The organism is Streptomyces sp. NBC_01264 (assembly GCF_026340675.1).
Classification (GTDB): Bacteria; Actinomycetota; Actinomycetes; order Streptomycetales; family Streptomycetaceae; genus Streptomyces.
This window is the reverse complement of the sequence record NZ_JAPEOX010000001.1, coordinates 3,322,168-3,334,720: the sequence shown is the minus strand read 5'-3', so window position 1 is coordinate 3,334,720 and position 12,553 is coordinate 3,322,168. Positions and strand designations below refer to the sequence as shown.

Annotated in this window: 29 protein-coding genes; 4 read left to right on the top strand and 25 right to left on the bottom strand. The window is 69.8% G+C overall.

Features of this window, described 5'->3' with window-relative positions; all coding sequences use genetic code 11:
• Positions 1-48: 48 nt before the first annotated feature.
• Genes OG435_RS15365 through OG435_RS15355 form a run of 3 tightly spaced genes read left to right on the top strand, consistent with a single transcriptional unit; the run spans position 49 to position 1,071 of the window.
• Positions 49-297 carry a hypothetical protein gene (locus OG435_RS15365; RefSeq protein ID WP_266877414.1) on the top strand — a complete coding sequence of 83 codons (249 nt, stop codon included), beginning with the start codon at positions 49-51 and terminating at the stop codon, positions 295-297.
• A complete protein-coding gene (locus tag OG435_RS15360; protein WP_266877413.1) occupies positions 294-833 on the top strand; it encodes a DUF6221 family protein in 540 nt (179 codons plus the stop codon). Before OG435_RS15365 ends, OG435_RS15360 begins: the two co-directional genes overlap by 4 nt.
• Before the next feature lie 40 nt (positions 834-873).
• Positions 874-1,071 carry a hypothetical protein gene (locus OG435_RS15355; RefSeq protein WP_266877412.1) on the top strand — a complete coding sequence of 66 codons (198 nt, stop codon included), beginning with the start codon at positions 874-876 and terminating at the stop codon, positions 1,069-1,071.
• Here OG435_RS15355 and OG435_RS15350 read toward each other — a convergent pair whose 3' ends face one another.
• The 12 genes from OG435_RS15350 to OG435_RS15295 form a co-directional block, all read right to left on the bottom strand.
• Positions 1,072-1,245, bottom strand: a complete 174-nt coding sequence (locus OG435_RS15350) for a hypothetical protein (protein WP_266877411.1) — start codon at positions 1,243-1,245, stop codon at positions 1,072-1,074.
• A 42-nt stretch (positions 1,246-1,287) separates the two neighbouring features.
• Positions 1,288-1,764: a DUF6197 family protein gene (locus tag OG435_RS15345; RefSeq protein WP_266877410.1), complete on the bottom strand. Its 477-nt coding sequence runs from the start codon at positions 1,762-1,764 to the stop codon at positions 1,288-1,290.
• Positions 1,764-2,372 carry a hypothetical protein gene (locus OG435_RS15340; protein ID WP_266877409.1) on the bottom strand — a complete coding sequence of 203 codons (609 nt, stop codon included), beginning with the start codon at positions 2,370-2,372 and terminating at the stop codon, positions 1,764-1,766. Before OG435_RS15340 ends, OG435_RS15345 begins: the two co-directional genes overlap by 1 nt.
• A 137-nt stretch (positions 2,373-2,509) precedes the next feature.
• Complete coding sequence (locus OG435_RS15335) at positions 2,510-4,585, bottom strand: hypothetical protein (protein ID WP_266877408.1); 2,076 nt, start codon at positions 4,583-4,585, stop codon at positions 2,510-2,512.
• Positions 4,582-5,853, bottom strand: a complete 1,272-nt coding sequence (locus tag OG435_RS15330) for a hypothetical protein (protein WP_266877407.1) — start codon at positions 5,851-5,853, stop codon at positions 4,582-4,584. The genes OG435_RS15335 and OG435_RS15330 overlap by 4 nt, the downstream gene beginning before the upstream one ends.
• Positions 5,850-6,161: a hypothetical protein gene (locus OG435_RS15325; RefSeq protein ID WP_266877406.1), complete on the bottom strand. Its 312-nt coding sequence runs from the start codon at positions 6,159-6,161 to the stop codon at positions 5,850-5,852. Before OG435_RS15325 ends, OG435_RS15330 begins: the two co-directional genes overlap by 4 nt.
• A 12-nt stretch (positions 6,162-6,173) precedes the next feature.
• A complete protein-coding gene (locus tag OG435_RS15320; RefSeq protein WP_266877405.1) occupies positions 6,174-6,356 on the bottom strand; it encodes a hypothetical protein in 183 nt (60 codons plus the stop codon).
• Positions 6,356-6,511, bottom strand: coding sequence for a hypothetical protein (locus OG435_RS15315; protein WP_266877404.1), 156 nt, complete (start codon positions 6,509-6,511; stop codon positions 6,356-6,358). The genes OG435_RS15320 and OG435_RS15315 overlap by 1 nt, the downstream gene beginning before the upstream one ends.
• Positions 6,512-6,546: 35 nt before the next feature.
• Entirely contained in the window at positions 6,547-6,711 is a 165-nt protein-coding gene (locus OG435_RS15310; protein ID WP_266877403.1) for a hypothetical protein, read from the bottom strand.
• Positions 6,712-6,750: 39 nt separating this feature from the next.
• Entirely contained in the window at positions 6,751-6,918 is a 168-nt protein-coding gene (locus OG435_RS15305) for a hypothetical protein (protein WP_266877402.1), read from the bottom strand.
• A complete protein-coding gene (locus OG435_RS15300; protein ID WP_266877401.1) occupies positions 6,918-7,100 on the bottom strand; it encodes a hypothetical protein in 183 nt (60 codons plus the stop codon). The genes OG435_RS15305 and OG435_RS15300 overlap by 1 nt, the downstream gene beginning before the upstream one ends.
• Complete coding sequence (locus tag OG435_RS15295) at positions 7,097-7,255, bottom strand: hypothetical protein (RefSeq protein WP_266877400.1); 159 nt, start codon at positions 7,253-7,255, stop codon at positions 7,097-7,099. Before OG435_RS15295 ends, OG435_RS15300 begins: the two co-directional genes overlap by 4 nt.
• 231 nt (positions 7,256-7,486) lie before the next feature.
• Here OG435_RS15295 and OG435_RS15290 point away from each other — a divergent pair, with 231 nt between their 5' ends.
• Complete coding sequence (locus OG435_RS15290; RefSeq protein WP_266877399.1) at positions 7,487-7,759, top strand: hypothetical protein; 273 nt, start codon at positions 7,487-7,489, stop codon at positions 7,757-7,759.
• 43 nt (positions 7,760-7,802) lie between these two features.
• Here OG435_RS15290 and OG435_RS15285 read toward each other — a convergent pair whose 3' ends face one another.
• The 13 genes from OG435_RS15285 to OG435_RS15225 form a co-directional block, all read right to left on the bottom strand.
• Entirely contained in the window at positions 7,803-8,153 is a 351-nt protein-coding gene (locus OG435_RS15285; RefSeq protein WP_266877398.1) for a hypothetical protein, read from the bottom strand.
• A 139-nt stretch (positions 8,154-8,292) separates the two neighbouring features.
• Positions 8,293-8,436: a hypothetical protein gene (locus tag OG435_RS15280; RefSeq protein WP_266877397.1), complete on the bottom strand. Its 144-nt coding sequence runs from the start codon at positions 8,434-8,436 to the stop codon at positions 8,293-8,295.
• Positions 8,433-9,041, bottom strand: a complete 609-nt coding sequence (locus OG435_RS15275; protein WP_266877396.1) for a DUF6221 family protein — start codon at positions 9,039-9,041, stop codon at positions 8,433-8,435. The genes OG435_RS15280 and OG435_RS15275 overlap by 4 nt, the downstream gene beginning before the upstream one ends.
• Positions 9,034-9,957: a hypothetical protein gene (locus OG435_RS15270; protein ID WP_266877395.1), complete on the bottom strand. Its 924-nt coding sequence runs from the start codon at positions 9,955-9,957 to the stop codon at positions 9,034-9,036. The genes OG435_RS15275 and OG435_RS15270 overlap by 8 nt, the downstream gene beginning before the upstream one ends.
• Complete coding sequence (locus tag OG435_RS15265) at positions 9,954-10,145, bottom strand: hypothetical protein (RefSeq protein WP_266877394.1); 192 nt, start codon at positions 10,143-10,145, stop codon at positions 9,954-9,956. Before OG435_RS15265 ends, OG435_RS15270 begins: the two co-directional genes overlap by 4 nt.
• Entirely contained in the window at positions 10,142-10,423 is a 282-nt protein-coding gene (locus OG435_RS15260) for a hypothetical protein (protein WP_266877393.1), read from the bottom strand. Before OG435_RS15260 ends, OG435_RS15265 begins: the two co-directional genes overlap by 4 nt.
• Positions 10,420-10,764 carry a hypothetical protein gene (locus OG435_RS15255; RefSeq protein ID WP_266877392.1) on the bottom strand — a complete coding sequence of 115 codons (345 nt, stop codon included), beginning with the start codon at positions 10,762-10,764 and terminating at the stop codon, positions 10,420-10,422. Before OG435_RS15255 ends, OG435_RS15260 begins: the two co-directional genes overlap by 4 nt.
• A 165-nt stretch (positions 10,765-10,929) precedes the next feature.
• The gene (locus OG435_RS15250; RefSeq protein WP_266877391.1) at positions 10,930-11,142 is read right to left on the bottom strand and encodes a hypothetical protein; all 213 of its coding nucleotides are present in this window, start codon (positions 11,140-11,142) and stop codon (positions 10,930-10,932) included.
• Entirely contained in the window at positions 11,139-11,318 is a 180-nt protein-coding gene (locus OG435_RS15245) for a hypothetical protein (RefSeq protein ID WP_266877390.1), read from the bottom strand. Before OG435_RS15245 ends, OG435_RS15250 begins: the two co-directional genes overlap by 4 nt.
• Entirely contained in the window at positions 11,315-11,560 is a 246-nt protein-coding gene (locus OG435_RS15240; protein WP_266877389.1) for a helix-turn-helix domain-containing protein, read from the bottom strand. The genes OG435_RS15245 and OG435_RS15240 overlap by 4 nt, the downstream gene beginning before the upstream one ends.
• Entirely contained in the window at positions 11,557-11,979 is a 423-nt protein-coding gene (locus OG435_RS15235) for a DUF4326 domain-containing protein (protein ID WP_266877388.1), read from the bottom strand. Before OG435_RS15235 ends, OG435_RS15240 begins: the two co-directional genes overlap by 4 nt.
• Positions 11,980-12,052: 73 nt before the next feature.
• Positions 12,053-12,280, bottom strand: a complete 228-nt coding sequence (locus OG435_RS15230) for a hypothetical protein (protein ID WP_266877387.1) — start codon at positions 12,278-12,280, stop codon at positions 12,053-12,055.
• A gap of 46 nt (positions 12,281-12,326) precedes the next feature.
• Positions 12,327-12,500: a hypothetical protein gene (locus tag OG435_RS15225; RefSeq protein WP_266877386.1), complete on the bottom strand. Its 174-nt coding sequence runs from the start codon at positions 12,498-12,500 to the stop codon at positions 12,327-12,329.
• Positions 12,501-12,553: the final 53 nt, after the last annotated feature.

Here is a 12,553-nt window from a genome sequence, read left to right as displayed (position 1 = left end):
AGCCACGCAAGGGGTTGCGGGGAATTATCCCTGTGGGAACATGACTTCATGACCGAGCCTCAAGCCGACCACACCTTCATCACCCGATTCCGCATCCCCCGCCGCATGTGGGACGCATACGGCACCGTCACCGAACGCCTCGGGACGGATCGGAGCAGCGACCTCGTCGACCACGTCCGCGCCTCCATCCGCAAGCACGGCACTGCACAGGAGATCGCTGAACTCGAAGCCGCCGAGCGGGAGCTGACCGAACGTCGCTCACGCAAGGGTGGCCGCCCCAGCAAGGAGGGGTCATGATCGCCGACCTCGTGCAGTTCCTCCGCGCCCGCCTCGACGAGGACGAGGAAGCAGCGCAGAAGGCTGCCGCGCTGTGCGGCTGTCATCCGGCCGCTCCGTCTTGGGAGTTCCGGGATGGCGACGAAGAGGAAGACGGGCGGATCATCACTGTGGGCGATCCGCACCCCATCCTGTTTGGGAAGCGGCGGCGCCTGGCCCGGCGTTGGAACGGGTCATATGACGGCCTGTTCGCTGCTCAGCACATCGTCCGCCATGATCCGGCGCGCGTCCTCGCCGAGGTCGACGCCAAGCGGCGGATCCTCCTCCTACACAACATCCCCGCAGTCGTCTCCCCCAAGATGGCCGCCTTCGGCCTCCGCAAGGGGGAAGCGCCGGAAGATGACCGCCGGTGCGCCGGGTGCGGCCTTTACAGCGACGACGAACCGATCGTTCCGGACGTCAGCCAGTGCCCGATCCTCCGCGCGCTAGCACTTCCCTACGCTGACCATCCGGACTACCGGCCGGAGTGGACGCCCGATCCGGCGAACCCCTCCTGATCCGTAACGCCGAGACCCCCAAGCCCGGCATGATGCCCGCATGGGGGTCTCTGACGTTTCGTACATGATCCGCGCCGGTTCCGAGCAGGCGTGCCGCCTCGAGCTGGACCGCATCTGTGAACTCCTCGGCGCGGTGCCGACGATCCTGCCCACCGACCGGCATGGCGCCGGCTGGATCGCGCGCGCCGTACCAACGCCGAAGGCCCCCGCGGGTGGCGAGGGCCTGGCCGAGCGGTAGCTAGTCTTCGCAGTCGCAGTTGTCGTCAAGCTGCTGGCAGTCGGGGCAACGGGGGCAGTCACATCCACACGGGTGCAGCTCCAAACAGCTGCAATGGCACATGTTCTCGCCGCACCGGTCGTCTTCACCGGTCGACGGCTCGGCGGTCTCCTCGATGACGTTCTGCTCGGTCATGCGCGTCTCCTTGGGTTGGGTTGAGTGTGGCAGTGGGGTCTGTCAGCCGCCGAGTATCCGCAGCACGGGCGCCGGACCGTGCTGGTTGTCGTTCCACTGGCCGACCGAGAGGACGTCGGGGACCTGGGCGCGGATCCGGTCGAGTATCAGCCCCTCGGCAGAGTCCTCGAGGCGCCGGTTCCCGCCGGCTGCTGCCCGGATGGCGCCGATGAGGCAGTACCCGGTCTCGGCGCGGCCGACGTACTGGCGGATCCAGCCGTAGGCGGAGATCAGGTGGCGGGCCGCGGCCAGGACGTCGGCGACGGTGGTCGGCTGGACTGCGGGGGCTGTGACCGGGAGCGGGTCGACGAGGATCTCGGGGATCTCGATGTGGGCGGTACGGATGACGTACTGGACGCTGGCGCCGTCGAGGCGGTGGTCCATGGCCAGCTGAGACAGGGCGAGGCGCCCGTCGAGGGTGAGGGCGGGGCCCGCCGCCGGTGCGTCGAGGACCAGCGCCTCGACAGCGGGCGCGTCCATCAGACGACCTGTTCCGCGATCTGCGGCACCGGCGAGGGTGCGGCGGGCAGCGGCTGCGACGGCTGCAGCGCCGCCTCTTCGGTCACCTGCGCGTACCAGGCTCCGCCGACGGACTGTCCGCCGTGCTTCTTGGTCTCGTGGTTGCGGAGCGCCTTCGTGGCGAGCTTGGCGTCGCGGTAGCGGGGCTTCTCTTTGCTGCCGCAGGGGCAGGTCCAGCCGATGAGTCCGGTGGATCGGTCGGTGCCGAACCGGGAGGCTATGGCGACCTTGAGGCGGGACACCTTCTGCGTCTTGGGCTTGGCGGGGCAGGGCTTGGATCCGGTGAAGGATCCGTCCTTGCCCTTGGTGAAGATCTGCCCGTTGCCGTTGCAGGTGGGGCAGCCTTCGTGGGTGATGCGGAGGATCGCGGCGTCCTTCCGGGACACGGTGGTGGCCATGTACTCCTGGGCGTGGGTCGCGAGCCGAATGGCCATCCAGACGCCCGCTCGGTCGACGAGGCTGCCGCCCTTGGGGGTGCGGGCGATGGGCTTGCGGGCGCCGAGCTTCTTGCGGCGTGCGGTGGTCCGCTTGCGGTTGGTGGGCTTCTTCGGGGTGGTCTTGGTGGGCATGATCGCTCCCCCTCGTCGGAACGGTACGAATGCGGATCAATGGGGTGGCGCAGGCCCGGCGTGACCCCGGCGGGAGCCCGGCAGACACCCGGCGACCTGCGCCGATGCCTTGAACTCCCGCCGGGTGTCTGCCGGGTCTACGCCGGGGTGCTGCCGGGGTCCTGCCGGGTCTTCGCCGGGTCCAGGAGGCCCGCGGCGGCCTTCTCGACGGGGGCTCGGTGCCAGCCGCGGAGGTGCTTGCCTTCGACGCAGTCCTCCCGGCCGGCCTTCGCTTCCGGTGCGTGCTTGCGGAGCCGGTTGCCGAGGGCGGTGGCGTCCACGTCGTCGATGCCGGCAGCGATCAGGGCGGGCAGGAGCGTCTCGTTGGTGGCGAGGTAGTCGCGCCCCGCCGAGTCGAATGCCTGCAGGAGGGTAAGGATCAGCGCGGCGTCGGGGTGGCCGGACTGGGCCAGCCGGCCGGTGAGGCTTCCTCGCTGTCCGGTGCGGGAGAGCTTGGCGCCGGCCTTGAGGAGGGTGTCGGTGTCCATGGCGGGCATGCCGGCGGTCAGACGGTCGGCGACGGCGGTGGTGACCTGGTCGCGGCTGTACTTGTTGAACTGGTATCGGATGGCTCGGTTGAAGGGCCCGCCCATGATCATGGCTTGGCCTGCGTCGTTGGCGACGGGGCCGACGGCGGGCTTCATGCGGTCGGGGCGCCAGCCCTGGGCTCCGGCTCCCGGACCGAAGGCGATCTTGATGTCTTCGAAGCGGCAGGCCATCAGGATCCGGTAGGCGATGATCAGGGCGACAGCGTCGCCGAGGGCATCGGCGGTCGCTTCCTGACCGGCCATGATCAGGTAGATGCCGTACTGGCGTCCGGTCCGCAGGATCTTGATGGCCAGGTCCTTGCCGCGGGGGCTGAGCTGGATGAACTCGTCGATGTTGATGTACAGGTTGGGGTGCTTCTCGCTGGCGTGCCAGCGGTCGCCCATGCGAAGCGTGGCCATGAGGTGGCGGCGGGCGGAGACGTAGGACAGCGCCTCCTGCAGGGCTTCCTCGCACTCTTCCGGGGTCCGGGCGCGGCGGGCCATCAGGTCGCCGAAGATGTCCAGCCCACCCTTGATCGGGTCCAGGTCCCAGACGACCGCATCACGGCAGGCGGTCAGTGCCTCGTTGACCGTGTAGAGCGCGCCGAGGGTCTTGCCTGCTCCCATGGCGCCGATGACGAGGGCGCAGAACCCGTCGAGGGTGAGCTCGAACAGGCCGCCGTCCATGGCCCGTCCCATGGTGATGACGTCATGGACGGACAGGGACCGCGGTGCGTGGATGGCCGGGTTAGGCATGTCGGCGAACGGGTTCTGCTGGACGAGGCGGACGACGATGCGGGACTTGTCCCTGGTGTCGGGCTCGATCATGAACCCGCCGTCGGGGAGGCCCATGTGGGATTCCATCTGGTCGGCGGCTGCCTGCACCTTGCCGGGCGTGCTGCCCTTGAGGACGACCTCGATCTCCCAGCCCCAGGGGTGGCGGGCGATCGTCTTCACGTCGCGGTAGTCGGCGCCCTCGGCGTACAGAGCGCGCGCCAGGCAGTCGGCCGCCTGGCCGCCAGAGGTCACCCAGGCGATCGGGTACGGGTCCTCGTTCTCAGGGTTGTCCATGTCGGCAATGACCTTTCCGGGGGCGATGTCCGGGGCTGTGAGTCGGTAGCGCCCGTAGGCGGCTATGGCGGTGACCGCAGCGGCCGCTTCGAGGCCGGGGAGGATGGGCCAGGACGAGGCAGCGGGGATGTCGGCCCAGGCGGTGATGGCCCACCAGCCGAGGAGGTCGATGATCGGGGTGGCCAGCGCGGTCCAGCCGAGGAACTTCCAGCGGGAGAGTCGGGTCTGCTTGACCTTGGTCCAGTCGGTCCCCGACTTCATGCCGCCCAGGACTTCTTGGTGATCGTGAGCCCGCAGGTATCGCCAGCCGAGGACGCAGCCCGCCTTGAAGCCGGCGCCGAACCAGACCGACCCGACCCAGGTGGCGCGGGCGGTGATCCCGATGGCCTTGCCGGTGACGGCTGCGGCGACCATCGCGGCGCCGCCAGCCTTGCGAAGGACGGGCGGGTAGGAGGGGCGGACTTCGAGGACGCCGGGCGCAATGTCGTCCTCGTCGTCGGCCGGCTGCGGGGTAACGACCTGGCCGGGGATGACCTTCGACATGTCCCAGTCGATGGGGGTGGTGTCGATGCTCACGACTGCTCCTCGGCGGCGGAGTTGGACTGGCGCTTGGCGTCGGCTGCGAGTGCCCGCGCGACGGGGTGGAACTTCGGGGTGTCGTTGCGTGTGCGGCGCGGGGGGACGGGCCTGTATGAGGAGGGCCCGCGGGGTGCCTTCACTTGGATCGCACGCTGGCCTTTTGTGACCTTGACGGGCTTCTCGCCTGGGGCCTCGGAGCGGGCCGAAAGCACGCGCTTCTCAGCCACATGCCGGGCCCTGATGATCTCCACGCTGTCGCCCGGGTCGGTGCCTTCGATGTCGTTGTGTGCGCGGTTCCAGATGGTGTCGGTGACGGTCGTCTCGCCAAGTGCCGCGGCCAGCTTGAGGGCGTGGGTCCAGACCTCGGGGAAGTTGTCCTCACGGTCCTTCGCGATCTGCTCGGCCGCTGCGGCGGCTGCCTCCGCTACGGCTTCGGCTTCGGCTGCCTGAGCGGCCGCACGGTCCGCCTCGCGCTTGGCCTGCTTGGTCTCTGCCCTGCGCTGCGCCCAGCGCTCCCGCAACGTCCGCTTGCCGTCGCGCTGCCGGATCCGGCCGTGCTCGTGGAGATCCCAGACGCCAGGGCCCGCGATAGAGGCGACCGCCGTGGCGAAGGCCGTGACGGTGTCGAAGGCGGTGAGGCCGTGGCCGAGGTTCACCGCTGCGGCGCCGGCTGCAATGAGCCAGGCGATCAGCCGGTAGTGCCAGTGAGGTCGGTGGTCGGTCACCGCAGCTGCCGCACCCTTGAGGACGACCCACGCTCCCGCTTCGAGAACGATCGGGACGCCGCCGAGGTACGGGCGCTCGTCGGTGTAGAACGCGGACATCTGCACCGGCAGGGCGACCAGGCCGCAGATGATGGCGAACCCGATAGCGGCCCGCTTCCAGGATTGGGCCGAGCTGTCCCGGGCTTCCTGCTCCACCTCTGCCGTGATGTCGGCCTCTTCCGCGGCCTTCGCCTCGGCTTCGGCCGCGCGCTGGGTCTCGGCGCGCTTCCGCTCCAGCTCCGCCATGCGGACCCGGTGCGCGGCCTCGTCGGCTTCATCGCGGCGGGCGGCACGCACGTTGGCGAGACGCTGCTTCTCGGCTTCCTCCGTGGCCCTGATGATCTCGACCTGCGCGGCGGCTTCGGCTTCGATCCGCGCCGCCTCTGCTGCGGCTTCGGCCTTCGTGCGGATCGCTTCGGCCTCGGCCAGCGCGATCGGGTCGAACCGCGGCTCGAAGGGGTCGGCGGTCCGGCCGTTGACGTGGTCGAGGGAGGCGGTCATGACGGCTGTCCTTCCTTGGTGGTGCGGTCCCAGCCCTTGTGGAACTCGCGGACGAACTCTTCGGTCAGGTGGGCGCCGAGGCTGGCGCCGATGGAGGGCAGTCCGGTCCGGATGCTGATCTCCAGCTCGGTGCGGACTGCCCATGTGGCGAGGACGTTGACGATGGGGCGGAGGCTGCGGATCACGAGGACCAACAGCCCCAGGAGGAGGAGGACGGCGCCGATGAGGAGACGGGTCGTGCACACCCGGACCCATCGGCCGGCTCGACGCCAGCGCGACGGCTGCGCGGTGATCAGGTAGGCGTGCACGGTGGCCTCCGGTCAGTGCTCGCCGGGGCAGCCGCAGTGTTCGTCACACGGCTTCCAGTCCCGGTTGAACAGGACGATGCTCGCGAGGTTGGCGACCTTGAAGCCGAGGTTGCCGCCGGCCTGGTCTCCGGCCTTGATCAGGGCCCGGCTCGCCCGGTCGGCCACAGACGGCTTCCGGGTGCGCTCGCTGCGCATCACGCGGCCTCGAGGTAGCTGTGCCGGAACTCGGCGACCTGGATACGGGCCTCGATGAGCGCGGTCACCGGGTCGATGGTGTCGGTCTGCGTCTCACGCTCGGCGAGGGCGAGGGTGTACTCGTCGGGCGTCTCGATCAGGGGGGAGCTGGGCATGACGGTGGTCCTTCCGGTGGTCAGGCGGGGTGGGGTTAGCGGAGCTTGTCGGCAGCGGCGCGGAACTCGTCGTTCGTGGCGCCCTCGGCCTGGGCGCCCTGGAGCATGGCGTGCGCGGTCTGCAGGTTCTGCATGCTCGGGTTCTCGATGGCGTACCGGGCGGCCTCGGCGGCGATCTCGGCAGCGGTGGGATTCGACATGACGGTGCTCCTCGGTTGGTCGTGCCGGGAGGGTGGGGTCTAGCGGTTGGTCAGGAGCTGCGCGCTGGTCGCGGAGCCGAGCTGGTCACGCTGGGCGCCAGCGGACTCGGCACGCTGGGACTCGGCGGCGGCGTACTCGGCGCGGCAGTCCTGGGCGGTGGCCGGCTGATCGATGACGCTGTGGCCCGACTGGGCGGAGGCGGCCATCACTTCGCCGCTGCGGTCAGCTCGTCGATGACCCGCAGCAGGGCCTCGACCGTGCACTCGAGGGCACCGAGCGTCCGCCAGATTTCGCTGTCGCTGGCCGCGCCGGTCATGGCCCGAGAAGCCTCCAAGGCCTCGCGCGCCGTCTTCGTGGTGGCCTCGCGGTTGATCCGGCTCACGTTCATGACGTCATCGCCGGGCGGCGGACGTGGGAGGCGGCAGCGTGCGCAGCCTGGTCGGCGGCGGACTGCTGCGGCTGCTCGATGAGCCACGGCTGACCGGTGCGCTTGATCCCCGCGGCGACGAGACGTCGGTCCGGGGTGCTGTCATTACTGCGCATAGCGCAAGTACGATTCGTCATGTCTGGTCCCCTGGTGATGTCAGTGGTCCGGGCGTTGCGGTCTCGGCGTGTCACCGCCAAGCCCGTGGAGGCGGGGTCTGGTGTGTCACCACCAGGCCCCGTCGTTGTTTCCTCACCTTGCCGCTGTGTCACCAGCGGTGCCGGGTTGGTTACGAGAAAGACGCTACGCCAGAGCTGGCGCTTTGACAAGTACTCTGAGAAAGTGGGGCCATGTCGGCTGAAAATGGAGGGGGCGGAATCCCCGAACTCGTGACCTTTACTGAGATCGCCAAGCGTCTCAACGCTAGCGACTTCATGCCCCGGACGATCACACGCCAGGGCGTTCGCCACATCGCAGATACCGATCCCGACTGGCCCGTCCAGCCGGACCATTGGCTGAAGATCGGCAACGCGTGGGCTATGCCCTGGGCGCCCATCGAAGAGTTCTTTCGGAACCGCACGCGCCGCGGTCGGGGTGCCGCCAAGCCGCCGACTGGCACCTAGCGACAGCACGAAGCCCCCTCCTTGAGGAGGGGGCTTCCGCAGTTCAATCGGTAGGGTGCGGGCTCAACAGCGCTTCACGCGCCTTTCGATTCACTTCCTGCTGAGCGTAGAAGTAGGCGTCGAAGAAGTCGCCGTACTCAAGGCTCATGCACTCGGCTGGCCGCGGGTCGGATTCCATCGAGCCAGTCCGCCCGGCATGCCCCGCAATAAGCGCTTCCGTGCACAAGGACTTACGTGCAGTAAGGCTGAGCGTCGCTGTCGGACTGACGGATGGGCTCGGCGGTGCGGTCGTCACCGAAGCGGGCGCAGGATCTGCGCCTCGAACGCATCCGACAAGCAGGGCTATGAGTGCGACGACTGTGGTGCCGGCGACGGCGGTGGTGCGGGTGTTCATGGTCCCCCCGGGGGCTGGTGGCGAAGGGGCCATCCGACCGGCTACCACCACCGGCCGTCCCGCATGTTGCCGATTCGTGACGGGTGGGGCCAGACCATTCCGGTACAGGGGCGCGTACCGGATGGTGCGCGCCCCCTGTTCACCGGCCGATGAGGAGGGCTGTCTTCGTCAGCTCGAGGGCCTGCTCTTCGGTGAAGCCGGCCTCGACGAAGGCCACGTACATCTCGTGGAGCTGGACAGCTGCGGCTGCGAAGGCGGTGATCGGACCGATGGGCTCGTTCACGGCTGGGTCTCCTCGCGGTAGAGCGGCTGGTCTCGCAGGTGCGGGCCGAGGATGTCGAGCGCCCGCCCGAGGGGTGTCGGCGGGGGCGGCGTCGTGACCGCAAGGCCTGCCTCGGCGACGGCGGCATAAAGGTTGCGGATGGACTCTGCGATCACGTCACTGGTAGAGGGAAAGCGGGCCGGGGGTGCGGGCCGCTCGAGCTGGGTGAGCTCCTCCTCGGTGATGCCGTAGCCGGCGGCGAGGTCGAGGAGTTCGGGGCAGTCGTTGAGGTTGTCGGTCTCGGGCCAGTCGCAGTCGCCGTAGACGCCGCAGCCCTTGCACATCGTGGCTTCGGACCAGCCCGCCTTGTCCGGGTCGACGTTGTGGCGGGCGAGGATCTTCCGGTCGGCGGCGCACCGGCGGAGGACCGCGTCCGGCGCCTGGCCGACGATGTACGCGGCGTAGTCGGGCTGGTAGACGGCGGCAATGGTGTTGCCGTTGCCTTCGTCCCTGATCTCGTGGACGAAGTCGTCGTGGTACCAGACGGTGCCCCACGCCGAGGCTGCACGAGCTCGGGCCTCCGCCTCGTCGACCTTGTCGCTGATCCAGCCGTGGAGGTCAGGCATCGGGGGTCTCCTTCGGCGGCTGGAGCGCAGTGATCGTCGGGCAGGGGTAGCAACTCCGGCAGTGCGCGCAGGGGCTGGAGTGTCCGCCGTCGTGGTTGCATCCGAAGACGGTCCAAGTCGAATCGAGGGCGGGCTGGTGGATCTTCCGGACCCGGTCGCGGGTGTCGTCGAGGAGCTGCTGGATGCGAACCGCCCGCCGCTGACTGGCCACGTACTCGTCGGCGGTGGGCGCGCAGTCACCGCGGCCACAGTGCGGGCAGTAGCCGGCGGCGAATGTGGCTGATGCGTGCTGGGATTCCTCGTAGTCGCAGCGCCAGCACTGCTGCTCGTCGGTGCAGTCGGACTCGGGGCAGCGCTCGGCGCGGGGGCGGAGTGGCTCGGGCTGCTCGGGGTGGTGCTGCTGGATGTGCGTGGTCCAGTTGGCGGGCGGGACGGTCGTGGGGCAATGCGGGCAGCGGATCGGGTAGCCGATCTCGACCATGACCTGCGGGTTGTCGAGGCAGCTGCAGGCACCGACGAGGGCGAGGACGGCGTCGACCACAACCGGACGGCCTTCGACGGGGAGCCAGTAGTTGGCGTCGTTGAGGGCTTGACCGACGGCGTCGATGGCCCGGTCGCGGAGGGTGGGTACGACTGGCCCCTCGGGCTGGTCGATGAGCACGTCGGGCGTGATCGTCTCGCCGTCGGTCCCGGTCAGGTTGCGGCCCTGCTGGAGGTACCAGAGGTCTGCGTAGCCGAGCGTGCCGCCCTGGCAGTTCATGAGGGGCGGGCATGTCCGGTTGGCGTTGGGGCGGGCGAGGCAGAGACAGCGGTGCCAGCGCGACGTGCCGTGCTGGATCGAGCCGACACATTCCGTGTTGGCGGCGTGCTGCTCGTGCTGGCAGTCGGGGCAGACGGTCGGTTCGGCGGCGGTCATGTCGGGTCTCCTTGCGGCTGATAGTTGTCGATGGAGCCGACGGTGACGGTCCGTCGGTAGGCCCGCGGCTCGCCGTCGGGGACGTTGCCGTAGGGGCTGCCGTGACCAGCGCGGGTGGGTGGTACCGGGGTGGCGGTGTCGCAGGGCTCGGGTGGCCAGCCGTCGACCTCCAGCGCGAGGCCGGTCACGGCTGGCTCCTGTACGTGGTCAGCGGCAGAGGGGTGGCGCCGGCGAGCGGGCACGGGTTGTCGACGGGGCAGGGTTCGTCGCGTGCCCGCTGGCAGAGTTCGAGGCTGTCGCGGCCGGACGTGAACGACGGCTCGTTCCAGGGGTGGCTGTGGTCGCGGGCGACGATCCAGTCGGGTCCGACGGCTTCGATGCGGACGCAGTCGTAGTGGTCGCGGCCGAACGCCCCGTAAGCGAAGCCGTGGATGACGTCGCCGATGGCGAGGGGGCGGGCGGTCATCGGCTGGCCCCCTCGGCCATGTAGCAGGGCGCGCCGTCGGTGGGGTGGTGCACGCCCTCGTCGTCCGGGTAGCCGCACGTGCAGGGGCGGGCCGAAGGGCGGGGCTGCTCCGCGTCGGCGGCGATCCAGGCGCCGAGGGCTTTCGCGTAGGCGCGGTGAGCCCGCTCTGCTTCACGGTCGAGGCGGGCGGCGGTTTCCTTGAGTTCGGCCAGGTGAGGGGCATGAGGGTCAAGCTGGTCGCCGAGCCAGCCGGGCATGACCTTGGCGAGCTTGGTGATGGTCCGGGTCTTAAGGCAGAGCACAAGGAACTTGCGGACTTCTTCGGCGGTCTCGAGCTTCATCTGGTCCTCCGGGCTGTCGGGTTGGGTGCGGATCGGCTGTGCGCCTCTGTGAGGCTCTGGGGCGACCCCAGATGAGTCGTGGTATCGATTTCACCCCCGAGGCCGCCAGGCGGGCACACAGGCCCCCGCATGGCGGCAGTTCGGAGCGGAGAGATTCCCTGTCGGTCAATCTGGCGTCTCGTCCGGCCGGGCCGCTGGCGCCTCCAACCCGAGCTGCACGGCCGCGAGGTGCACGGCCTCCGTGATGGACAGGTCGCCGTCGGATGCGGTCCGTAGGGCGAGGGCCCGCATGTGGAGCTCGTCGGCCAAGTCCTGCTGCTCGGCGGTCAGGGATGGGCGGCCCTTGTGGCTGCGCTTCGAGGTCGGCCAGTCCGTCACGGCTGGCCGCCGCTCCGCGCCCGGTTCGCGGCCGCGGTCATCCCGCCCACCCGGCGCCGGTTCGCGTCCAGCGCGTGCAGCTGGGTCCGCAGCCTGCCCGCCTCCGCAGCAGTCAGCGGACGTTCCTCCGCCAGGTCGACGAGGGCGAGCAGGGCTGCGAGGTACTTGGTCGTCATGCTGCGGACTCCTTCGGGACGGGGTGGGCTATGCCTGCGGCGACGGCGAGCGCGATGGTGTGGGTTCGGTCGATGCCGCCGAGGGCTGGGCGGAGGTGGTAGCGCCACTGCGAGCGGATCGTGGCGAGGGGTACCCGGAGCTGGTGGGCGATCTCACGGTCGGTGGCACCGTCAGCAGCGAGCTGGAGCATCTGCTCCTGCGCGGGCAGCAGATGGCGCATCGGCCGGGCGGGCGCGGTCACGACGCTGCCAGGTACAGCGCGGAGCCCGCCGCACGGAGCACGTCGTCCGGGTCGCCGTCCGAGTTCGCGAGGGCCAGCAGCACCGCCCCGTGGCAGAGGTCGGGCTGGCCCGGCTTGGGCAGGGGGCAGGTGCAAGCAAGGTCCCTGCCGCGGAGATCGGCCAGGCCGTTTAGGATCCGCCGACGGTCGAAGATCTGGCGGCCGATCCGGTAGGTCGGGCTGTACCAACTGCCCGCCGTTCCGACGCGCAGCCACTCGGCGAAGTTGATGGCCGCTGCGCGGCGAGGGTCGGTGACGCCGGCGTCGATGGCGTCCTGGATGGTGAACGGATTCCCGTAGCGGGACGGTCGGCTGACGATCACGGCGTTCTCTGGCTTGCGCCACCCGCGGGTACGGCGGCGCTGGATTCGGTTCGGCATCACGGTCTCCTTGCGTGGTGGATGATCGGTGGGTGGCCCGCCCCCGCTTGCTTCGGGGGCGGGCCGTCTGCGTTCAGCAGCCGAGGCTGCCGATGACGCGGGCTGCGTCGGCGTCGTGGGCGTGACCGTTGGTGAACGCCCAGTCGGCGACGTCCATCGGCCAGCGCAGGTCGAAGTAGCCGATGACGACGGTGGCGCCGTCCTGCCGGACGGTGTGAAAGGTGTCGCCGGGGCGAGTGGCTTCGTCGACGACAGCGGCTGCGGCGTCGGGGCTGATGCAGGTGAGGCGGGTCTCGGTCACGGTGGTCCTCCGGTGGTCACGGGCGCGAGTGGTCAGGACGGGCAGGTCAGGCGGCGGGTGTGGCGTCGTGTCCGTCGGCGGGGTGGATGTCGTGGGCCCACCAGCCGCCGGTCGGGCAGTCGATCCAGGTGATGCCGCCGCCGCAGGGACGGCAGATGGTGCGGGCGGGCTTGTCGTGGTCGGGCTCGGCGTCGGGGTTGCTGGGCGTCCAGGCGGTCATGTCGTGGCCTTTCGGGTTCGGTGGGTGTGGTAGACGGCGGCGGCGAGGTCGGC